Source organism: Bacteroides sedimenti (assembly GCF_040365225.1).
Lineage (GTDB): Bacteria > Bacteroidota > Bacteroidia > Bacteroidales > Bacteroidaceae > Bacteroides > Bacteroides sedimenti.
Genome location: NZ_AP028055.1, coordinates 143198 through 166987, shown reverse-complemented (window position 1 = coordinate 166987; position 23790 = coordinate 143198). Strand labels below are relative to the sequence as shown.

At 41.7% G+C, this 23790-nt stretch carries 13 protein-coding genes; 2 read left to right on the top strand and 11 right to left on the bottom strand.

What is annotated here, in order from left to right; translation table 11 throughout:
• Positions 1-205: 205 nt before the first annotated feature.
• Positions 206-4219, bottom strand: coding sequence for a DEAD/DEAH box helicase (locus ABWU87_RS00580; protein WP_353332271.1), 4014 nt, complete (start codon positions 4217-4219; stop codon positions 206-208).
• Positions 4220-4391: 172 nt separating this feature from the next.
• Here ABWU87_RS00580 and ABWU87_RS00575 point away from each other — a divergent pair, with 172 nt between their 5' ends.
• Positions 4392-5141, top strand: coding sequence for a 4-hydroxy-tetrahydrodipicolinate reductase (locus ABWU87_RS00575; protein WP_353332269.1), 750 nt, complete (start codon positions 4392-4394; stop codon positions 5139-5141).
• Between the two features lie 27 nt (positions 5142-5168).
• Complete coding sequence (locus tag ABWU87_RS00570; RefSeq protein ID WP_353332267.1) at positions 5169-6368, top strand: cation:proton antiporter; 1200 nt, start codon at positions 5169-5171, stop codon at positions 6366-6368.
• A 290-nt stretch (positions 6369-6658) separates the two neighbouring features.
• On the opposite strand, the gene ABWU87_RS00565 is transcribed toward ABWU87_RS00570, so the two are convergent.
• The 10 genes from ABWU87_RS00565 to ABWU87_RS00520 all read right to left on the bottom strand — a co-directional run bounded on the left by ABWU87_RS00565 (position 6659) and on the right by ABWU87_RS00520 (position 23789).
• Positions 6659-7432, bottom strand: a complete 774-nt coding sequence (locus tag ABWU87_RS00565) for a glycerophosphodiester phosphodiesterase family protein (RefSeq protein WP_353332266.1) — start codon at positions 7430-7432, stop codon at positions 6659-6661.
• A 21-nt stretch (positions 7433-7453) separates the two neighbouring features.
• Positions 7454-8437: a hypothetical protein gene (locus tag ABWU87_RS00560; RefSeq protein WP_353332264.1), complete on the bottom strand. Its 984-nt coding sequence runs from the start codon at positions 8435-8437 to the stop codon at positions 7454-7456.
• 161 nt (positions 8438-8598) lie between these two features.
• On the bottom strand, positions 8599-9678 hold the full coding sequence (locus ABWU87_RS00555; protein ID WP_353332262.1) for a DUF4855 domain-containing protein: 1080 nt from the start codon (positions 9676-9678) through the stop codon (positions 8599-8601).
• 55 nt (positions 9679-9733) lie between these two features.
• On the bottom strand, positions 9734-11017 hold the full coding sequence (locus ABWU87_RS00550) for a DUF4855 domain-containing protein (RefSeq protein ID WP_353332260.1): 1284 nt from the start codon (positions 11015-11017) through the stop codon (positions 9734-9736).
• 44 nt (positions 11018-11061) lie between these two features.
• Entirely contained in the window at positions 11062-13389 is a 2328-nt protein-coding gene (locus ABWU87_RS00545) for a beta-glucosidase (protein WP_353332258.1), read from the bottom strand.
• Positions 13390-13569: 180 nt separating this feature from the next.
• Positions 13570-14835 (bottom strand): hypothetical protein, encoded by a 1266-nt coding sequence (locus ABWU87_RS00540; RefSeq protein WP_353332257.1) that lies wholly within the window; start codon positions 14833-14835, stop codon positions 13570-13572.
• A 52-nt stretch (positions 14836-14887) separates the two neighbouring features.
• Positions 14888-16609 (bottom strand): phosphodiester glycosidase family protein, encoded by a 1722-nt coding sequence (locus tag ABWU87_RS00535; protein WP_353332256.1) that lies wholly within the window; start codon positions 16607-16609, stop codon positions 14888-14890.
• Positions 16610-16613: 4 nt separating this feature from the next.
• A complete protein-coding gene (locus tag ABWU87_RS00530) occupies positions 16614-18650 on the bottom strand; it encodes a DUF6259 domain-containing protein (protein ID WP_353332254.1) in 2037 nt (678 codons plus the stop codon).
• A 33-nt stretch (positions 18651-18683) separates the two neighbouring features.
• A complete protein-coding gene (locus tag ABWU87_RS00525; RefSeq protein ID WP_353332252.1) occupies positions 18684-20450 on the bottom strand; it encodes a RagB/SusD family nutrient uptake outer membrane protein in 1767 nt (588 codons plus the stop codon).
• 12 nt (positions 20451-20462) lie between these two features.
• Positions 20463-23789, bottom strand: coding sequence for a SusC/RagA family TonB-linked outer membrane protein (locus ABWU87_RS00520; protein ID WP_353332250.1), 3327 nt, complete (start codon positions 23787-23789; stop codon positions 20463-20465).
• Position 23790: the final 1 nt, after the last annotated feature.

Sequence of the window (23790 nt, the reverse complement as noted above, 5' to 3'; positions counted from 1 at the left end):
GCTCCTCAAAAAAGAACTAAAAGAAGAGAGGCTGCCTTTAAAAGACAGCCTCTCCCTTAATGCCCTTCCATTCACGATGGATTCGCACGACTTAAACTAAAAAAAAAGGGAAGTCTCACGACTTCCACATTTCTTCTAACCTTAAATCTAAATCTCTATGAAAAAAACGTAGTGCAAAGATATAGTTTTTTTTGAGACAGGTATGCTAATGAAGCATAGTAGATGTTAAATTAATCAAAGCTTCATATATTTTATCTTTCTTAAGCAATTGGGGCACACCGATGATATACATCTGCTGCCTGGCCCGGGTAAGCGCCACGTTAAGCTTGCGGTCTATCAGCGCCCCGTCTTCGCGGATGATGTTGCTAAGGAACGGAATCTGCCAGGCGTAGTTCACGCTGAAGGAGTAGATGATGACATCGCGCTCACTTCCCTGGAACCGCTCCACGGTGTCGACCATAATCTCTTGCAGGGCCGGAATGCCAGTCTCTTCTAGTTCCTTGCGGATAAGGGCTATCTGACTGCGATACGGGGTGATGATGCCCAACGTGTGGAGTGTATCGAAAGCTGCGGGGTTACGATAATACACTTCGGTGGCGATGCGTGCGGCGATGCGTGCCTCGCACTGATTACTCTTGCCCGAAAGTCCGGTAAGCTGCGGTTCGGATGGGATGAACTGAACACGGGGACCGTAGGGACAGGATTCGTCCTGCTGATGAGGTAATCCCACCGACTGAAGTCGTCCGCCATAGAAAGCCTGGTTGGGGAATGCCGCCACAGCAGGATTCATCCGCCCCTGCCGGCAAAGCATATCGACTGCACGGTCTTTCAGGGAAAGAACACCTGCGGACAAACAAGCCTCAGCACCCTCATCTTCCGGGATATTATTTCCCGATTTAAAAGTCTCAGCACTTTTCACATCGCTTTCAGAACCCATTTCGGTTTTGTTCTCCGAAAAAATTCCATCTGATACGGTTCTCACGGAATCTTCTATCGAACCAGATTGAGCATCCCCTACATAAAAACGATAAAGCCGTTCGAAGAGTGAATCCTTGAGGTTGGTGATGCCCACCGAACGAAGCGCTTCGGAGGCAACACGCGACTGCTCCTCCCCTTGCAGCACCACGGCCGGAAGCTGCTTGTGGTCGCCAATCATGATGAAACGGTCCACAGCATCTCTCCCTTCCCAGTCGCGGGCGGAAAGGATGCCCAGCAGCTGCGGCTCGAGTATCTGGGTAGCCTCATCGATAATTGCCACATCGAAATGCTTCAGCTGGAAGAGGTCGGTCTTGGTGGAGAGCGACGCCACAGTACCCACAAAGATGCGGCAGGCGGTGAGTCGTTGCACCACATCGGAACGGCGTGTACACTGCTCCAGAACATTCTCGAGCAGGTGACTGCGGAAACGTTCCTCGCAGGATAGCTCACTGCCCACACGGATGTAATCGAACCCTTTGCGGTTGTTCTCGGGATGCTCGGCATCAATCTTTTCGGAGATGGACTTGCATATTTCGTCCACCGCACGGTTGGTGTAGGCCAACAGCAGGATGGAACCGGGAGTCTCGTCGTGGAAACTCTCCACCATGCGGCGAAGAGCACGCGATGTTTTTCCGGTACCGGGAGGGCCCACCAGCAGGAAAAAGTCTCTGGCGGCACGCGCCTTGAGTGCCACACGGGCAAAGTCATCGGGAGCAGCGGCAATGGCTGCATCGAACGTTTTATCGAAACGTGGCAAACGTTGTCCCAGCAACAGCCGGCGCCGCTCTTCATTGGCCGAAGCAAAGAGGGTGAGCGCCTGGTACATGCTTTTGTAGCCGGTATCCATGGTATCGTGCTCCACGGCATAAGTGCTGCCGGCAGGCAACACAGAGGGGTTGCGCTGGGTAGCCCGTATGCGGATAACAATGCGCGTGGCGGATATTTCGGCAATAGAGCCTTTGAAAACCATCTTATTGGTGGCATTGTCTTCCGCTCGGTTGCGCTCATAGAACTGCACCACATCTCCCACGCGGAAGTTGGGCAGAAATTCCTCCTCCTCGTAAAGGGGGATATCGAACGCCACCGTGGCACGCTGCGCATTGGTAGCACGGTTCTCGCTGATGGTGAGGTCGTAGAGTATCTCTCCTGCCTCGCGCTTTTCGGTGAGCGATGCCAGCCAGAGGGCAGCAGCACCGGCTCGTCCGTCGTAATCCATATCGCCCGATTTGGAGGTATAATGCTCCTTCACAATGAAGTTGTAGAGGGTAAGGAAATACTCCCGTTCCAGCGGAGTAAGCCGGGCGAGGGCAGCACCCGGCGCGGCAATGGAGGGGGCCAGATAGCACTCCCAGTAACGTCCGCGAAGGCCCTTGAGGTTCAGTGCCTCAGGGGTGATATCGTTTATGATGGAGGCGGTAAAAGCCGGATTGTTGTGCAGCTGCACGGCATATTCATTCGCCACAATCAGGTTGCGCAGGTTGATGGCACGGCGCACCTGCGCCCACTCCTCCTTGGCGGGATAGAGCAGCGGATAGCGTGTATAGAGCAGGAAAGCGCGCGTGTGGCGATGATCCTTCCCCATGCTGAACTGCAGCACTGCCTGATAAAGCAGCATCTGCACCTTGTGATTCTCCTTTGGCACCACCTTTCCGGGGATGAAGTACTCGTCTCCCTTACCCGATTTCATCTCGATGAAGCTACTCATATCTCGCTGCATATAGTCTAGACGTCCTTGCAGACCGAGCGCCTCGCAGATGTACGAGGGTTCCAGCACCGCATCTTCCCGGTTGAGCTTGTAACCCGGGTTGTGGAAGGTTTGCAGCACGGTCTGACGAATGTTTTCGAAATGCCTCCGGCAGTCGCTCGAGAACTCTTTCGCCTTCTTGGCGTCAAGCAGGTCGTCGCAGGTAGCCAGCTCCAGCGGATAGTTGCGAAACACCTTGGCCATGCACTCCAGATAATCCACCTCCCCTTTGGCGTGTATCCACTCGTCGAGGAAGAGGTTGGCGATGTTTCCCAGCAGGATGTGGCGACTGTTGACCGGCGGACGGAGCTTGCCCAGCAGGTAGTTGGCCGGATGGGCGCCATACTCCTTGAAACACTCGGCCAGGGAGCTGATATCAAGAAGGTAATCGGGTTCGAGAACAATCAAAGCGGGCGAATGAATTCCTTCGGCGCTGACCATGACATCGAGCAGATTGAGCTGTGCATGCGGCCAGAGTTTATCAACGGTTTCGGCAAACTCGCTGTTTAGCCCTTCAACATTGTAGCGCACCCGGATAGGTTCGTCCACTGTACGCTCCACGGGATTGACATAGAGAAACTCCTGGTCGGCATACTGAAAGCAGACCCGCATCCGGCGGATACGCTCTCCCTGCAGAAGAGGTGCAGGCGCATGCGAAGGTTCTTCACTTCGGGGAAGAAGAGCGTACAGCGGCTGCGGAATATCGCTGTGCGTAATGGTTTTTATCGTGAGTGTCAGAGTGCGAATGTCCCTCATAAGATTTTCACGTGTAGGCTCTTCGCGCAGATTCATCACTGCATTTGAGGTAAGCCTGAAGGTATGCAGACGGTTCTGTGCCACGCGCGAAAGTCCGTATGTAGCAGCCAGGTAGCTGATGCGTGCAGCAAGGTCGGTAAGCTGCAACTGTTTATCCTGCACCGAAGCCCTGCAAAGACGTTCGAGCAGGTCGCGCAACTGAAGGTAGCGGCGCGTCAGCGGTGTAGCCTCATCTTGTGCCAGACTCAGCAAGTAATCATACAGTTCGGCAGCATCGATGGATGGAAGCTCAGCCTCCTTATCCGGGCTGCCATTCACCGGTGTAGCATCACGCTGAGGGTCACTATCCTCAACAGAAGCCTTGCCCGTTGCAGAAACAGCGGAAGTTTTGAAACCGTTATTGGGGTTAATTTCTTTCCCACTAATGAGAGCCTCAGAAAAAACAATCTTCTCTTGCTGAGAGTTCCTTCCCTCAACAGAAGTTTTATCCGTTGCAGAACAATCCGTCTGGTTGGGCAAACCGAATGTACAACCGGTAGGCGTATCACCCTTAACCTGGTTGCCGGTTGCTTCAGAATATTTATCCGTATCACTCAAACCGTTCTTCCCACTATCATCCTGTTCTTTCATCTCTTCCTGATTCATCTTCTCAATCCTCTTTTCCTTGTTTTCATTTTTACTGCGGATAAAATTACGACTTTTCTTTCTTAAAACCGAAGCGTGGAATTGATATAAATTCATAAAAAGTAAAACCCATTCTTGGAATTTATGCGTAAAAATCCTATTTTTGGTAGAGAACACACATTCGGAGGTTACTCCAAAAGGGCTATACGCCAATCATTGTCAATCGATTACACAACCTCAAAAGTCTTTCAGACAGATATTTACTGATATTCATTAAAAAAAACAAAATATGAAAGTAGGATTAATTGGTTTTGGAAAAACGGGGAAAGCTGTAGCTACAGCCATCCTGGATAATAACGAACTATGCTTGGAATGGGTATTGCGGAAACGTACTTTACTGGAGCACAGAAGCGTACCCGAATTCCTGGGAATCCAATCGGATGAACCGGGACTGATCTATTCGAGCTTAACAACCAGCATGGAGGAGCTGCTTGACAAACATCCGGTTGATGCGATTATCGACTTTTCATCGGACCAAGGCATATACACCTATGGCGAAATTGCAGCAAAGCGAGGCATTACCATCATTTCGGCAGTTTCACACTATGGGGAACAGGAACGGGAATTCCTGAAAGAACTGGCAAAACAGACCGTTGTATTCTGGAGTCCAAACATCACCCTGGGGGTGAACTACCTGCTTATAGCTTCGAAATTCCTGAAGAAAATTGCACCTTGGGTTGATATTCAAATTGTGGAAGAGCACTTCCGCGAAAAAGCCGGTGTATCGGGAACGGCAATCAAGATTGCCAAAGTCCTCGATCTGGAGGAGTCGGATATAAACTCAGTGCGAGCCGGCGGAATTGAAGGGCGCCACGAGGTGATCTTCGGATTTCCCTACCAAACAGTGCGACTCATTCACGAATCAATCTCGAGGGAGGCTTTCGGTAACGGAGTGATTTTTGTTGCACAGAATTTGGCTGGAAAGGAGAAGGGATTGTACAACTTCGAAAGCCTGCTGCTGCCCTATTTCTATAACTAATCCAAAATACAACAAACTCAAATTCGTATGACAGACACTATAATCATTACTCTTACCGTACTGGTGCTATTGGCTTATCTGTTTGATATCACATCTCAGAAAACAAGGATTCCGTCGATAATACTGCTGCTGTTTCTGGGATGGGTGGCAAAGCAAGTTTCGGATATGTCGGGGGTTATGATCCCCGACCTGTCTGCCATACTTCCGGTTCTGGGTACTATGGGACTAGTGCTGATTGTGCTGGACGGTGCACTTGAGTTGGAGTTTAACAGACAAAAACTTCCTCTAATTGGCAAATCAACGGGCACTGCATTAATTTCCATCCTGGTCATCAGCTTCGCCCTTGCAGGTGCGTTCAGGCACATCACCGGAACAGATTACCAAACCTGCCTGATGAATGCCATTCCACTGGCCATTATCAGCAGTGCCATTGCCATACCAAGCGCTGAATCGCTGTCCTCAGTGAGCAGGGAGTTTATTATCTATGAGAGCAGTCTTTCGGATATATTCGGGGTTCTTATCTTCAATTTTGTACTGACAGAGAACAATCCCGGCATACACTCGGTAACAAACCTATTTTTTCAGCTGCTCCTTATTCTGATCATCTCATTCGCCGCCACCTTGTTGCTGGCATTTCTGCTCTATCGGGTAAAGCACTCTGTGAAATTCATACCGATTATCATCCTGATTCTTTTAATATATTCCATTTCTAAGCTTTACCACCTTCCGGCATTGCTTTTCATCTTGCTCTTCGGCCTCTTTATCCGCAACATCGATGAACTTAACATAAAGAGCCTTCGGGAGTGGAGATATATGGAAAACCTTAAAATCGAAGTAAGCCGGTTTAAGGAGCTTACCAAGGAGATGACCTTCCTAATCAGGGTGCTTTTCTTCCTGCTGTTTGGCTTTATGATTGACACGCAGAATCTCCTAAACAAGGAGACGGCCATCTGGGCAGTTGCTATTTCAGCCGGAATCTTTGTGACAAGAATCCTATATCTTTGGCTGATGAAACTTCCGCTGAAACCGCTGCTCTTTATTGCACCCCGAGGGCTGATTACCATCTTGCTGTTTCTGTCAATACCTGCCAGCAGCACCTTATCTATGGTAAACCAGTCACTGATTACCCAGGTTATTATTATCACGGCATTGGTTATGATGGCAGGAACAATCAATACTAAAAAACAGACTGATAAAGTTGAGACTGACAACACATTTCAGGAATAAAAATAGGGCATGAAAATCTTACGCCTGGAAATAAAAATCTTACGCCTAGAAAATAAAATCTATCGAGAAGAAATAAAAAAACGTCGAGAAGAAATAAAAGCCCCTCGCCTACTATGCGGATTTGATTCTGCATGCAAAAAGCTGCCACATTTCAGCACTACGCTGCACTAAATATGGAAGAGCCCCAACTGGTAAAGAAGTAATACACTTTTTATCGATATTTTTTATTATCAATTAAAAGTGTATTACGAAAGGGACTTAGGGAATGAGAGATATCATTATTTACTATGTTATTTTATATTGTTTTGCGGTCTTGATTTAATCATTTTCTGTACTAATTCAGGATTATTGGTGGTAATGTAATCGGCTTCATTATCGATACACCATTGAATTCCCTCAGGATCACTTACCGTCCAAACATTAACTTCAAGGCCTGAATCATGAAGCTGTTTTATCCATTCGGGATTCTTCTTGAAAACATCAATATGATAGTCGGCTCCTGTGCCTCCAATGCTTTTCAATACATCCGGAGCCACTCCGTTTAGATAAAGAATCGGTCTTTTTGTCTGTTTTACAAGTTCATCAAAAGCATTTCTGGAAAATGTGATGTAAGAGGTTCTCTTCTTCAAACCTTTTTCTTTCACCATATCAAGTATCATTTTCACTGCTTCTGTTTCGTGTATTTTATCCTTATGAGGTTTTACCTCCAATACTAAATCTATCTTGAGATGCTTTGCAACGTCGAGGAATTGATTCAACGAAGGCAAAAATTCCCCATTTTTTAATTTTTGATTAAGGATCGTATCGGATGAAGTGGTTTCTATCTCATAACCATTAATTTTATTATCATGATTTACCACTAGTTTTTTATCAACTGTCATCCATACGTCAAATTCACACGCATCACATTTAATAGAATCGGCTTTTATCAATGCCCGGATAGAATTTTGAGCCGAGCCTTCAATATCCCAATATCCTCGATGAGCTACTACTTTGGGCTGGGCATTTGCAATAGAAATTGTTAGAAATTTCATTAAACAAATTAAGACTAATATTCTTTTCATGTATTCTAATTTTTAAAATTATTATTCGAATAAGAGAATTGCACTTCCCGCCCAATTACAAGAAAAACTGATACTGCGGTTGTTTTTCTTGATTTTAATGTCGGAAGAATTTTCCATGATCTTTATTTTCTTACTTTCCAATTGTTTAGGAAGAGGGATAACGAAATTGCCTTTCGTGTTGTTACTAAAAAAAATGACTTCCTTTCCATCCATGAATCCATTGTAAGCAAATGCAGACCCGGTATCAAGAAGTGGTGTAACCACCCAAGAGTAAACCCCGCTCCACGAATCGGAATTACCGGCAATCCGCGGTGCATTTCCTATAAGTTTATGATAGCATTTAGACCATGAGTTACCTATGAATATCACATCATCATCAAGAAGTTCGCTATGTGTTCCTAAACCGCGATTGAAGAGATACGAAGACTGAAAGCAAGAATCGCCTTTTTCAATATATCGGTTAAACCGGCGAAAATCTTTCTTTTTGAACCTATCCGTCTTATCTATGGCAGTCCAGCGTACATATTCGCCCAAGGGCGTAAGAAGTTGCTTCTCATCTTTAAACATAGATTGCATCCCGTAATATTTTAGTATTGTAACAGGAATTGTGTTTATATACTCATGAAACAAATCCACTTGGATACTATTATCATTTATTGTGTAAAGAACCTTTTCAATACATAGCGTATCCGTGAAATGAACTTCAGTTTCTTTTCTTCTTGCACTTAAAGGATTAAAAATATTATTTTTTACTTCTATTTTAACAGTATGAGCCTTGAGCGTAGTATCAGAAGAGATACACCGTCCATCAGCATATAGCTTTACGGAAAGGGTTTCAGCTGTTTTTGTTTTTCCATCCGAGAATAGGTGATTACCACCACACCAACCACCATTCTGGATGTCAAATGGTCCTATATTATCGCTAAGAGCCTCATTGACTATCATGGTATCGCCAGAAGCACTGACGATGGAAACACGGTAGAATGTAAACAAATCATTAGCCATACATTTCTTGAACCAGAAATTAATTTTAAGAGTTTTGTCAATTCTGGAAGATATGTATACATTTTCCCCGACCTTCTTTATCGTGTTTAATTTGTTCTGAGAATGAGCTAATAAAGGAAGAAGCAAAAAAAAAATATTATAATCCGATTCATTGCTTCAAACTATTTGGTTAATGCTTTAATGCTTCTACGGGAAACGATATGCCGCGCAAGACGATCCATTATTTTCTTATCCTCCGGAGAAGTGGAATGATACATATCTAAAATTCCCTTACTACCTGTATAATATGCGATGGCCGAAGTTTGGAATACATTGTGCTTTTCGAATGCTTTGATGTAGGCAAGCATCCTGTCATACGAAGAATTAGTGCTACCATAAAGTGCTTTACTGTCGCATTCAAACTCCATGGCCATTCCGTTATCCAAAGCAAGTTGACAGGCCTCATCGAGGCGGGAATCGGGGATAGTGGGTGTAAAGAAATGGTTCGGTTGTTGGTAAGCGATATCAAATCCCAACTCTTTCCATTGATCATATCCTTTGGCTTTCCAATATGGAATCCAAACAAATTTCTTTTTCTTCGAATGGATGTATTGACTCACATATTTTGGAAGGTCCTTACAAGTTGCAATATCCTCATCCACCCAATAGAAACCGTCGAGTTCCAAGTTTTTGTATTTAGCTTTCTTAAAACGAGCCATCAGTTGATCTATATACCATTCAGCCGCTTTAACCTGATCGGATTGGATATTAAAATCAAGAGAATCTCCGTCTATAACTCCCCAATCTTTTTGTTTGGGCAATGGAATCGCAACTCCTAAGATGATTCTATGCTTGAATGGCGCTTTCCCGATGTTTTTTTTCTCACGTTCAATACATTGGTCAAGTGCATCCAACGCTTTCCCTTTTTCAAAAACTCTATCAAGTAGCCATTCCCATTCTATTTTACGAGCTTGCTTTTTGGCATACCCATGAGCATAATTGTATCCTTCCCCATCGGTAAATTCGAGAAATAAAAAGCCATCGAATAACCAATCTTTAGTACCATCGGCGAATTGATGTGTAACGTATGGAACAAACTGGTCGGGGGTCCAGTCAATTCTCTGTTTACCTCCCTGATATATTAGTGCAAGATCTTTAATCTCATTGGTTTTATATTTATTTTCCTTGTTTCTCTGAGCTTCTACCGATTGTATAGGAGCTATAATGATTAATATCACTAAAAAAGATAGGATTTTTTTCATGTTTAATTTTTCTATATTAAATGTTACTAAGTTCATATTCATTAATCACAAATTATTATCGTACAACCACTTTTTTTGTTTTCCCATCAACCTTTACAATATAAATACCTGGCAAACATTGCAACTTTTTGACGTTTTCGCTAACAAGCATTCCATATGCTGTATATATTTTTATCGATTTACCTGTTCCCAATACATATAATTCTCCGATACCGCCAACGGCAATAACATCAGTCTTCGTATCATTCGTTGTTTCAATACCTACACTTCGGCTTCGTCTCATCAATATATTATTTGCTATCCTGTCAAGAATGATAGTATTCTCTATCGAATTTGATCGATACATATCAAGTATAGCCTTTGTGCCAGAATAATAAGCTATTGTTGATTGCTCAAAGACACCGTAATTTTCAAAGGCATTGATATAAGTCTCCAATCTACTGTAATATGAATCTTCATTTTCATACAAGACTTTGCTATCGAACTCCATTTCCACGCCCATTCCTTTTGCTTTTGCCAGTTTGCACGCATCACGTAGACGAGCGTCTATTACAGATTTGTCAAAAAAATGATTCGGCTGTAAAAAGGCGGTATCGAACCCCAGCTCTTTCCATTGGTCGAAGCCAGGTGCATACCAATATGGAATCCAATAAAACCGTTTATTCAATTGATGGATATATTCACTTATATATTTAGGCAAATCACCACATTTAGCAGTACTCTCTTCAATCCAATAAAAACCGACTAATTCAAGATTATCATACGATCCTTCGGCAAACAATTTCATGAGCTGATCAATATACCACCTGGCAGCCTTTATCTGATCGTTCCTGTATGAAAAGTTTAATACTTCTCCATTGAGACTTCCCCAATCAGTTTGGCCAGTAATAGGCGATACCACGCCAAGTACTATTTTATGCTTAAATTGAGGTTCTCCGATGATCGTTTTATAATGTTCAATGCACGAATTTAATGCATCAAGAGATTTCCCTTTCTCAAATATCCTGCTGAGTAACCATTCCCAGTCGCCCCTTCTAGCATTTCGCGCCCCATATTTATAACCGAATGCAATTTGCCAATTATCGGTAAATTCATAGAAAAGAAAGGAGTCGAAAAACCAGTCTGTATGTCCATCTGCAAAAGTGTGTACTACATAAGGGCGCAGTTCATCTTCCGTCCAATCAGGGCGGTGAGTCCCTCCCTGATAAATAAGAGCCAGATCTGACACGACATCAGTCTGATAAGCTGCAGCTGCAGTATTAGCTCCGACAAAACAACTTACAATGACAGCAAATGTCACAGATATTCTATCAATGATTGTGGTAAGCATTACTTTCATTAATTATAACTATTTTTGAAGAATGAGAAGAGTTTGTTTACGGCTTATTTATTATCCTTAATTTCTTCACCTATTTTATGCGGAAATTCCATAACATTTACTTTCTCAACCGGCTTTAGCACATCATTCACTTTCCAGCTCTTATCTTTGTTGATATTGAATGAAACAGTAGCTTTGAAATCTCTGCTTGAAGAACCAAAGGAAAGCTTATACTTCCCTTTTTGTGTAAGCCACCGCGAGTTATTTGCATCGAATGATGCTATGTCATAATCTGTAAATTGAAGTTCTATTATTTCGCTTTCTCCGGGTTTCAAATTCCGCGTCTTTCCGAAAGCTTTTAACTCGGTATCAGGCTTTCGAATTGAAGTTTGAGGAGCAGAAACATATAGCTGCACAACTTCCTTGCCAGATACTTCACCTATATTCTTTATCCGAATGGATGCAACCCATTTGCCTTTTTTCCTTTCAAGCCTCGGCTCAGCGAAAGAAAAACTGGTATAAGATAGTCCATATCCGAAAGGATAGGCAATAGGCAGATTCACCGTATTAAAGTAACGATATCCAATCCATATATCTTCTTCGTAATTTGTATAATCAAAATTCTTACCCTCCTTGGTTTCACCCACCATCGGAAAATTTCGGGACGAGGGGATATCAAAATAGTCCGCCGGGAAAGTCATAGGAAGCTTGCCTGATGGATTTACTTTTCCGCTAATCACATCCGCTATGGCAGCTCCGCATTCTTGCCCCGGAAACCAAGCCATCAATATGGCATCCGGCTTATCTTTCCAGGAATTCATTTCCATTACACCGCATACATTCATTATTACAGCTACTTTCTTTCCCAAAGAGTGGTATTGGGAAGATACCTTTTCGATCATCAACTTTTCTTCGGGTGTTAGGTAAAAATCTCCTTCTAATCTCCTGTCGGATTCTTCACCAGAGCCTCTACCGATAACTATCAATGCCATATCGTTTTTTTTAGCTTCACATTCTATAATGCTTTCTGCCTTAGACAAGTCCATTTCGGGAATTACCGTTCTGTTATAGGATAGTTTTTCCCAATCAGTGCTTTCTGGATGTTTGTTAAGAAGGTCATTTTGGAATTCAACAAACTTTGTATAGATTCCTTTTAATCTTTCATTTAGTTTATAACCAGACTTCTCAAGTCCGGTAGATATGTCAATAATATAAGGTTTATTTACGTTCGATGATCCTGTGCCTCCTGCTATAGATTTGTACGCGGTAACCCCGAACAATGCTATCTTTGCCTTTTCAGGGATGGGAAGAAAGGAACCTTCATTTTTTAACAAGACCATTCCTTCTGTGGCTATCTTATGTGCTAATTCTGCATTTCCGGCAAGATCGGGCGCTTCATTATATTGCCAGCCTTTATAAGAAATCGATTTGAAAATGAGCTTCAACATATGTTTAACACTTTCGTTTAAAATAGCTTCGCTAATCCTGCCATTCTTGACTCCAGTCGCAATTTCGTCTATTTGAGATTGTTCTCCCGGCATCATCAGGTCAGTTCCTCCATTGAGTTGATCGGGGGTATCCCGTTTCTTGTACCAGTCGGTCATTACCAGTCCGGTATATTTCCACTCATCGCGAAGAATGGTTTTGAGCAATTCCGGATTAGCCTGGGTATATTTTCCTCCTATTTTATTATAAGACCCCATCACAGTCCAGGGGTTGGAGTTTTTAATACAGATTTCAAAACCTCTGAGATAAATTTCTCGCAACGCCCGTAAGGAAATACGCGCATCATTATAAAGTTTCCCGGTTTGCTGATTATTGGCTACAAAATGCTTCAAACTTGCTCCAATGCCTTTATCTTGAATTCCGTTGATCATGCCTGATCCCATTATACCTGCCAGATATGGATCCTCGGAAAAATATTCAAAATTGCGTCCGCAAAGTGGGTTTCGCATGATATTAATACCCGGCGTGAGTATTATGTCAACACCATAAGCTTTGGCCTCGTCACCTATGGCGTTGCCTTCTAACTGCGCCATCTCTTCACTCCAGGTAGCTGCTAACGCCGTAGTTGAAGGAAAACAAGTACTATATGACGTGTATTTTTTCGATGAGACAGGAGTAATGCGTACGCCTACCGGACCATCTGCTAAATTGATAGAAGGAATGCCCAAAGAATCAATAGGAAAGGTATAGCCTGCGGCCCCAGCAACTGTATGACTTAATCCATTATCACTTCCCAAACACCCTACTAAAAGTCTGGCTTTCTGTTCTAAAGTAAGATGGTTTATAATATTGTTTATATTTTTATCATTATACTCGGGTTTATTATTAGCAAGGACGTTGCTAAAAGATAAGATAAGAGATACTATCGGAATCAGGGTCTTTTTCATGATGGGAAGGTTTCTTGTAATGAACTTAAATGAGGCAAATTTTCCAAAACTCTATGGTACCGCCTTTTTGTGAAATAATACTCTAATTTAAGTTTCGCAAGCCCTCTGTATAACGTTGACTAGCCAAAGCAATACAGACAATAAACTTGCGAAACTTCAACACTCTAATCAATGGTTAACTTATTTGACCATTACCTTAGTTGTATTTTTATCTGCTTTAACTATATATGTTCCAGGAGCACATTTTACGACCGTTTGGTTCTTGCTTATCAGAGCACCACCGATAGTATAAACCTCAATTGAAGATGCTTCACCGGAAATCTTTATTTCTCCGATACCACCTATAACTGTTGCTTTACTGGTTTCAACACCTGCAATACCGGTGCTGGTAAGTTTAAATGAGTATTTTGCTATATATCCCTTAGGGTAATATTGGTAAATATATGCCTCATTATCACTGACTACTTCTACACTCAAATGGTTCCCGTAGAAAGCATTATTAATGTACATAGTATTACCATCATCCTTTTGCTCAGAATATTTAGTTGCTACTCTTACAGATTCGTCGCTAGCTTCAACATCGGATATCGCTTTAGTTGTCAATTTAGATACAGTAAACCCGTCTGCATTATTTGCTCCTGATGGATATACGATATACTTCTGTTCTCCGAGTTTGAAAATATAGAATCCTGCACATCCACTGTGGCGAGGAGTTACATAATATGAGTTATGTACCCAGTTGCCATCTTCATCCAATGACATCTTCTGGATGGAATTGCAGTTCGTCTTATTAAATAATGGACTTAGGATTGCTAAATCTTCACCCCCTTCCCAACTTGATGCAAGCATAGTGGTGGCAAAATTTCCTGAAACCCCGAATGGGCTTGTATAACTGTAAGTATATGTATTAGCTACATCTTGTTTACCATCTATAATTGGAATTTCAATAAGCGAAGGATACCACGCAGTGCCCATATATAAGATACCACCGGTTACCTTGTCGAGCACATTGCCTCTGACATGTCCCCAAAAATCAAGACGCCCCGGTGTTATACCACTCAATGGAATATCTATTACATTTGAGCCATCAGCCGGAATAATTCTCAATTCATTTCTTGTAGCAACATACGGAGTATTAAATGTACCAATGCGCACAATGATGTTTCCTGCATCATCGAATGTCATGTTAGTTCCTTCTCCAGAGGCGATCTCACTTATTTTTCCGGTTCCATCCCAGATTTCGATTTTTTTGGTATCCTTGTTCTGAAGATAAAATTTGCCATTTTTACCAAAACCTTGACGCGCGTTCAGTTCTAATGGAGCAACGTCTGTATTCATCCATAACAAAGTGAGATTTGAATCCATCGTAGACTTTGCATCTACTGAAGGAGCCATAGCGAAAATGCCGATTAGCATAAGCGCTACTGTAAGTAATTGTTTTTTCATCATTTTTGAAATTTAAGTTAAACTATACAAACTATTTAGATTATATTATCAATCATTTTATTATCATCTTCGCAATCCTATTTGATCTATCATCCAATATTGAAATTAAATAAAAGCCTGGTATCAAGGATTCTGTGGGCAATGTTATTGATGCACTTCCGATATTTTCGCATTTAAAGTTGTTTATTAACTTTCCGGCAGAGTTATAAATGCTTATTTCTGCTCTTTCGTTTAGATGAACGTATGCCAGTTCTCCTGCCCTGATGGGGTTAGGATATACGTTCACACTATTGCGGTTGGTTGTTGAAAGTATCCCCGATCCTGGATTTTTTTGTACGGTGACTTGTATTACCGATGTTAATTCGCCTAAAGAGGCGGTTAGAGTGTGGGGACCCACACCGTTGCACAATACCGTTGTACTATCTTCCTGAACCTCTCCTAGTTCCGCATCACAAGAAAGTTTTATGCCCTCCACTTTCGTATTGATTAGAACTCCTTGTGCGTTGTAACCGTATATCACCGGCGAATAGAGAGTGTTATATTCCACTTTTTTTGCATAGTCGGCAAATCGGATTTTTACTATTTCTTTATCCTCAGTGAATGGGGTTGTAATAAATAATCCATTTTTCACAGCTCTTAAGCTCCCTTCACTGGGAGTATTAATCACACCCAATTCCTTGACATACAAAGTAGAAGAACCGCCTCCATCGAAATTTAAAGCTTCTGTACATCCTAAATTGAGCATTATTGCAGCCAGATCTTTCGAAGGTACACCAACCGAAATTCCAGCCTGACGACCATCAACAACCAATAGTATAGCTTTTGTCCCGTCCGAATTATAACCTATTGCCGTGCGAGGTTCACGATTGGGTAAATGATCCAGTAAACCTTGCGTTTCAAGGATTTTACCGCTCTGCAACAACATCGGACATCCACCACACATTTCCGTTATGTCAGTTTTAACTATATTATCGAAATAAATGGTAGGAGTAACTTCAAACTCCTCACCTAGCTGCATTTTTCCTATCATATCGGCCGTGAACCCAGTTCCGGACAAAACAAATCCTTGAGCAGGGATCGACATATTGCCGATATTTTTCACCGGTGCAATAGTAACGCGCATTCTTGTAGTTCCCTCCGATTTCAACGGGCCGTCTACAGACACCGCCCCTACTTCTACTCCCGTTCCGTTTGTTCCGGTAGAACTCCCTTTCCGAGAAGTATACAGTATTAACTCATTGTCGCTACGTACTCCATTGATAGCTTTAATTGACATCTGTCCTGCATTTGGAGAGACTAATTTAAAAGTGGTATAAGGAGCTCCCGAACAGAGCTTTTTATCCTGACTAATACCTACTGCATACCAACCTGTTCCTTTATAACTTTTATAAAATTCTCCATTTACGATTGTAGTGCCTACAGGTCCCATACCTCCTATAAAGTCGGCATTCACACCAGCGAAATATATATTCTTGCTATCTATATGAGATGCCGGCATATTCGGTACTGTAACATTACTTGTCAGATTATCCTTTCCCATTATTAATTTCAGGTTCACATTCGGAACAGTCATATCGGTAGTCGTATAGAATACACGTAATTTCACAGGTCCTTCCAATGCCAAAGTCGTTTGGGTGGTACCAGGGCCTATCACTACATGCGACAGCGTATCCACCTTATATTCAACATTTTGCAATTTCCAGATTACAGAAGAAAAAGAGTTGGATGAGATGCAACTTAATAAAAGCAATATGAAAGAACATCTGTTTATCATTTTTCTATAAATTAATTTTTATGCCTTGCAGAGCTTTTACGACTATCTTTTTATAATTAGGTAGCACAATCTCGTGATCTACACTATCCATGTTCACATAATATCTTACCTTCTGACCTTTTGAAGAAATCCATTCAGAACCTGCTACGACATTCATTTTCCCAAATCCGGGAACATCGATCGTAGGATTGTCCCCTTCCGGAATAATTTCTTTCATATATCTTCCTCCGACGAAAACATCATGTTGCTCTTTACGTAATGTGGAAAGTGTTTTTAAGAAACGTGCTTCTCTTTTGGCTTCATCTTTCATTAGTAAAGTAGGGTCTACCCATCCTAGTTGAGATCCGTAAAGGAAGCATTGCATGGTTTGATAAAGGAAATCGCCACGATTCACCCTATCAGTAGGAGAATAAGTATAGGCTGATGTGATAAGCCTATCTGAATATATCATCGGGAATAAAGGTACTATTCTGCATCCGTCATGTGGGGAATTGACAGTAAGTAACAGGTCGAACATGTCGATGTAGCATTCTGCATTTTCCTCGCTTATTAGTATATTTCCCGGTTCCAAATGATAGGTACGTAGTGAGTCCATTAAATTCCGATAAGATTTATGCCAGTAATCACCACCTCCACAGGCATGTCCATGGTTAGTAGCCCAACAAGGTTGGGGAGCAGCTGCGGCTATCTGGTCAATATATACTCCATTTGTTTTTAGCTCCTTTTGAATTTTCACCACAAGATCGGTAATGATACCTTGCCAAAGTTTCGATGAGGGACAGGTAACAGTATTCAACACTTTCGATGTGGGATAAATCTCGGTATAAAGCATTCCATCTGGTTTCCTGCAGGAAGCCGAATATCCCTTCAAAGCTGCGTAGCTGTCGCTTGCAGGATCCCATAGACGGCCATTAATATAAGGAACGGTATGGCATCCTCTTTTTCGAACCTCAGCTATCATATTGGCAAAATCGGCTTTTGCAGGGAAGTAATCGGGATAGTGAGTATCGTAGGGATAATGATGCCAGAAATACCAATGAACAAAGGTGTTCTTGCCATACAAGTCAATGGCCTTGTTTACGGCAACTCTCACGGTGTCATTTACTCCTTTTGCCCTGATCCAGACATCGGTATCCAGAAGCCATTGTGGAATATTGCGGGATGCCAGCGTTTTGCTTCCCCATTCTGTCGTAAAGGTGAAAGGGCGATACCATTTTGTTGCAGCATCCTGCCATCCGGAATTGGAGAATCCAAGCACAGTTGCCCACGGAAGAGCAAATGTTTTATTGGTATGGTTTGACCATCCCTCAGAGGTTACTATATCCGTTAAGAGAGTAACATTCTTATCATCTACGACAGCTTTAAAATCCTTGCCACAAGCTTCTCTATCCTGAGTAGAATAATAGATTGCCCCATCAGAATTATGAAGAAGCAAAAGTTGCATGGAACCGGTTACCGAAGGATAACTTGAAGTATATTCCTGAGGATACCCCAATTCGTATTCGGCCCCCCATCCCGCTGAAGTGATCAATTTTGCATCATCGGGACGAGTTACCGTTACACACGGAAATTGAGTGTTACTGACCAACCATCCCTCAGGAGTGCCAGCCTGAATATCCCAATAAACTAGCTCCGAATCATCAGGAATGCAAACAGTCATTATTACCGGAACCACATCCTTGTAAGTAAGTCTTATATTCCATTTGAAAGCAATTGCCTTATTACCATTTTGGGTTGCTTTCAACCATCCTGCATATTCACCGTGAGAAGGGGAAAGTACAGGATTTTCTCCCTGAGGGCCCTTATAAGTAAGCGTCCAGGGAATGGTGTTATATCCTTTGTTCGATATTAATTTCTTTCCACTAAGTGTCAGTTTCGAGATGTCGAAAGTTTTACTCTTAGGAAATTCAATTCTCACTTTGCTATTCTGAAGTATTACGGTCGAGTCGGTTTCGGTTACTTGAGTTCCTTTGGCTTGACCCCACAAAGCATTTAAGCTTACGAGATAGACAAGAATGAATATTAAATACTTTTTTTTCATTGGATGATGGTTACGAGCATTATATGGTAATAATTAATAATCGGGATTCGTCAAATTAGGGTCACGGTTGGTCTCGAGACGTGGGATAGGCCACCATGTGAATTTCGGATTCCAATATCTGTTTCTATCACGAACCCTGAGTTTATCTTTATAAGATTCGTATGAAGGGATATCGTTGAGATCATGCCGTTCGTCAGTCTTAAAGTTAGGTATATCAGTAAGTCCCAATCCCTCATATCTGATGTCGGGTTTAGGCTGTCCGTAAGAAGGGTGCTCATTTAACATATCTCCAATACCCCAGCGACGGACATCGACAAACAGTAAGCCCTCAAGTACTAATTCAACCTTACGCTCACGTCGCACCAACTGGCGCATTTTATTTTGATCACCCTTTCTATCAGCTGAAACCGATGGCATTCCGGCACGCTTGCGAACCTCGTTAATAGCCGAATATACTGATTCATCCAATTCATTAAGTTCTATCTTAGCTTCGGCATACGACAGAAGTATTTCAGCATAACGCATCAGAATTATATTGCTTGAAGAGCTCATAAGTTGTTCGGTATTCTCATCAGAATATTTACGCCATAAGTATCCAACCCCATTGTTTACGAGTGACGGACTAGTTGTGGTAACATCAACATTTTGGGCTGTGTACCATGCATTTTTACGCGGATAAAAACGAGTCTTATCATCATAAATATTAAGAATAAGTTTCAACGGATTATTGCCGTCGGTGTTAGTGTAACTAACAGTGTCACCATGTCCTGCCAAAGTGTATTTAAAACGAGGATCTCTGTGCAATGTAGGGTGCTTTGGATCGTAAAGGGGAGATTCATCAATACGTTTTCCATCCGCACATTCGTAAGTGTCAACTATCAAGGAACTCGGGAAACGTACCGATGAGGCATAGTTGCGAGATGAATGTCCATAACCTACGACATGTAATTTTTTTGTTCCGCTTGTAGAATACATTAATTCCCATAGCAATTCGTTCCGAACATCACTTTTCGCCTGGCCGGTTAAATTAAATAAGTCAGAAAAGTTTTGTGCTAATTTGCGTTTGCCGATTACCTTATTTGCTGCATCGGCAGCTATTCTGAAATATTCGCCGGCTTTATTGTTTACATTGAAACTCCCGCCAAATAAGCCAATACGAGCTATCAAACCGTATGCAACAGCTTTATCCACACGTCCTCGTTGGGCTGAAGTCCACGGAAGATATACGGCAGCATCGTTAAGATCCTTTATGAGGAAATCTATTATTTCCCCTTTAGGAGTACGTCCTACCTTGTATTGATCAATTTCTACAGGAGCGGTAAAGAAGGGTACATCACCAAATGCTGAAACAAGGTTATAATAGGCATAAGCTCGTATTACACGGGCCTCAGCATAATACTGTTTGGCTTCTTCACTCATTTGGGAAATGGCTTTTTCTGCACCATAAATCACAGTATTAGCACGAGCAGCTATTTCATACTCCGCACTCCAGAATGTCTGTATTTTTCCATTATCGGGATTTAAAGCCCCTCCTGCACCGATCGAATTATTCTCGTCCTGTTCAAGCCCGTATGCCGTATAATGGTCGAGAACAATACATGCAGGAACCGACCAGTTCATATCGAAGTATAAAAGAGAATAAGCACCTGTAACACCTTCTTTTAAACCTTCTTCTGTGGTATAAAACCCTTCGGAATCATATGCCGGATTTTTCTGATCCAGGAAGTCCTCACATGAGGTAAATCCCAGGATTGTAAAAAGCACTGCTGTCAAATTATATATTATCAATGTCTTCTTCATCTTTCTAATGTGTTAAAATTCTACATTAAGTCCAAATATAAATGTCTTATTTAAGGGATAGCAACTAGCACCTGAGCCAATGCTGTTTTCCGGATCGAAGCCTTTATAGAAATCGTTCTTTATCGTCAGCAGATTTTGTGCACTTGTATAAAATCTAACCTTGGATAATGTAGCCTTCCGAGTCCAGCTTTGTGGTAATGTATATCCAATCACAATATTTTTCAAGCGACAGTAAGCTCCATTTTTCACCCAAAAGCTCGATATCATATTGTTTGGGTTTGTTCCGTTGGGATCTTCAAGTAATATCGGAAATTTTCCATTAGGATTGTCTTCTGTCCAGTAATCCAACTGATAGCGATAAATCGTGTAATTACCTGATAAGGCACGGGCGCCAGCACCGGAATAATAGACATCTTTTTTACCCACTCCTTGAAAAAACAGTGAGAAGTCCAAACCTTTCCAATCACCACCTAATGTTAGTCCGAATTCATATCGTGGAGTAGAATTACCTAGTATTGTGCGGTCGTAATTGTTTATATTCCCATCGGGTACTCCATCCGGACCACTTATATCTTTATATTTAATGTATCCCGGTTTTACATTGTTGGGATTACCCCCATATACAGGAGAACTATTTATTTCCTCCCGAGTTTGAAAATAGCCGTCAGCAATATACCCGTACCATGAATTATATTGTTCGCCTTCCCTTGTTACCGTTGTAGATCCTACGTACTCTTTTCCATATAAATCAATCACTTTATTCTTTACATCAGAAAGATTTCCTTTGATATAGTAGTTCATATTTCCGATATGATCCTGCCATGATAGCGAAAGTTCCCAACCATTATTTCTCATTGAACCCGCATTTTCCCAGGGAGCGGTTATCCCGACAAATAATGGAACGGGGAATTGCTGAAGCATGTTAGTTATGTCTTTTCTGTAATAATCGAAAGTCGCATTCAGATTATTTCCGAATAAGCCAAGATCAATACCTACATTAATTTGCTTTGATTTTTCCCATGTAATCGCTTTGTTTGCCAATTGAATCTGTGCAACACCTGATGCCAAACTTTTATCAAACCAATATCCATAGCTCGTAGAGCTTCCTATGGACGACGCATAAGGATAATAACCGTTAATGGCCTGATTACCTAATTCTCCATAAGATGCCCTAAGTTTTAGATTACTCACCACCTTTTTTGCCTCTTCAAAAAATTTCTCTTCCGAAATTCTCCATCCGGCGGATACCGAAGGAAAGAAGCCCCAACGATGCGGTTTCTTGAATCTTGAAGTGCCATCGTAACGACCGTTAACCTCAAATAGATACTTGTCGGCAAATGCGTAGTTTACCCGAAAAAAATAGGATAACATTGACCATCCATACTTTGAACTTGAATTTGTGGCAGTACTGATATCACCGTTTACCAGCTCTTCGTATCCATCATAGTAAAAATTCTTACGTCCAGCAATCAGATAATTGTAATCCAATTCTTCACTTTGAAAACCAAGTAAAGCTTTTAAGTAATTTTTACGAAAAGTCTTTTCATAAGTACCTTGTAAGTTATATTGTTTATTGACTGCCTTTGACCTTTGTTCTGATTTCGATGATCCTGTTGTTGGAAATTCTCCTTTTGATACACCATTTTCAAAAACTTGATAAGGTTTTACAAATGCATTTGTTTCACTGTCTGAACGTTTCCATGTATATGCTCCAAAGATATTGAAGCCGTCGAAAGGATCAATTGACAAAGTTGTTCTTGCCGAATATTCGGGAGCTGTACTATTACTTACGCATCCACTTTGTACCATAGCAATAGGATTTGTTCCGTTAATACCATACCCCCATGTGCCATCGGCATTGATGCCCGACATGATAGGCGTCATAGTCAACGCCTTACCTATAATATTGGCAGGCGTATCCATTACAGGAGATTTTGCTGTGGATTGTCGTATTCCCACATCCACTCCAAGCTTCATCCATTTGTTAACCTTAGTATCTGTGTTTACACGCATAGAAGTTCTCGTAAACTTGTTATTATCAATCAATCCATCTTGTGCATAATATCCTGCTGAAGCAAAAAGCTTTGTTATATCATTACCGCCACTAATACTAAGCGAATAATTCTCTATTAATGCCTGTTTCTTAATCACTTCTTTTCGCCAGTCCGTATCGTAATAGTTGATATTATCGACTCCCCCATTTTTATATGTCTCGATTGTCTGGGTATATAATGGATCCTGATTCGCATTGGCACGTGCCACATCCACAGCCTGCATGTATTCAATAGCACTTGTGGGCGTAGGCAATGTGGTAGGTTTGTTATATCCCATATAGCTATTAAATGACATTTTTACTTTTCCTTCTAAACCTCTTTTTGTGGTTACTAGTATCACCCCGTTTGACGCCCGTGAACCATATATAGAGGCTGAAGCCGCATCTTTCAGTACAGTGATCGACTCAACTGAATTCAAATCGATACGATCCATATCACCTTCTACTCCATCTATTAAGACCAGCGGAGAAGTTGCTGAATTAAGTGATCCCAACCCTCTAATTTTGATAGAAGCGTTGTCTGCTCCAGGCTGTCCGGATGCTTGAATAGCAGTAAGTCCGGGAACAACACCTTGTAATGCGGCTGAACCGGTGGCAACACTACGTCTGAGAATATCCTCACTATTTATACTCTGCACTGACCCAGTAAGGTTTATTTTTTTTTGTGTTCCGTATCCTACAACTACTACGTCATTAAGAAGAACATCAGAACTCTTCAAAGTAATATTCCTTACTTCTGATTTATTCACTTTAATTTTCACCGAGGTATAACCTATATATTTACAGGTTAATGTGGTTGGGCTTGTTAAATGCAATTCATAATTACCATTAATGTCAGTAGTAGTTCCTACAGTGCCGTCATCGGACATTATGGGAACTCCTATCAATTCTTCTCCGTCATTTCCCTTAACTTTCCCCCTGATTGTAAAACTTTGGTTTGATTGACCGGATAATGGTTTATCCATTGAAGTCTGGGAGGTTTTTTCCGATAAGATAATTTGTTTTTGACTTTTGATAACATAGGTAATCCCTGTATTCTTGAAGAGATGATAAAGTATTGTTTCAATGGGCTTATCATCCACTTTAAAGTTAACTTTCTTAGTAAAATCGGGTAAATTATCTGCGTAAAAGAACTTATAACCAGTATTCCTTTCAATTATTTTAATTGCCTGGACAATCGTTTTATCCTGAATACTTACTGAATGTTGGGCGTTGACCGGGTAGGTTATAAGTAATAGTACTGATAGGCATAATAGCTTAAGTACTTTTAAACTATTCTTTTTCATA

Coding starts and splice junctions, on each gene's coding strand:
- ABWU87_RS00580 (WP_353332271.1), bottom strand. CDS start 4,219: ATGAATTTATATCAATTCCACGCTTCGGTTTTAAGAAAGAAAAGTCGT.
- ABWU87_RS00575 (WP_353332269.1), top strand. CDS start 4,392: ATGAAAGTAGGATTAATTGGTTTTGGAAAAACGGGGAAAGCTGTAGCT.
- ABWU87_RS00570 (WP_353332267.1), top strand. CDS start 5,169: ATGACAGACACTATAATCATTACTCTTACCGTACTGGTGCTATTGGCT.
- ABWU87_RS00565 (WP_353332266.1), bottom strand. CDS start 7,432: ATGAAAAGAATATTAGTCTTAATTTGTTTAATGAAATTTCTAACAATT.
- ABWU87_RS00560 (WP_353332264.1), bottom strand. CDS start 8,437: ATGGCTAATGATTTGTTTACATTCTACCGTGTTTCCATCGTCAGTGCT.
- ABWU87_RS00555 (WP_353332262.1), bottom strand. CDS start 9,678: ATGAAAAAAATCCTATCTTTTTTAGTGATATTAATCATTATAGCTCCT.
- ABWU87_RS00550 (WP_353332260.1), bottom strand. CDS start 11,017: ATGAAAGTAATGCTTACCACAATCATTGATAGAATATCTGTGACATTT.
- ABWU87_RS00545 (WP_353332258.1), bottom strand. CDS start 13,389: ATGAAAAAGACCCTGATTCCGATAGTATCTCTTATCTTATCTTTTAGC.
- ABWU87_RS00540 (WP_353332257.1), bottom strand. CDS start 14,835: ATGAAAAAACAATTACTTACAGTAGCGCTTATGCTAATCGGCATTTTC.
- ABWU87_RS00535 (WP_353332256.1), bottom strand. CDS start 16,609: ATGATAAACAGATGTTCTTTCATATTGCTTTTATTAAGTTGCATCTCA.
- ABWU87_RS00530 (WP_353332254.1), bottom strand. CDS start 18,650: ATGAAAAAAAAGTATTTAATATTCATTCTTGTCTATCTCGTAAGCTTA.
- ABWU87_RS00525 (WP_353332252.1), bottom strand. CDS start 20,450: ATGAAGAAGACATTGATAATATATAATTTGACAGCAGTGCTTTTTACA.
- ABWU87_RS00520 (WP_353332250.1), bottom strand. CDS start 23,789: ATGAAAAAGAATAGTTTAAAAGTACTTAAGCTATTATGCCTATCAGTA.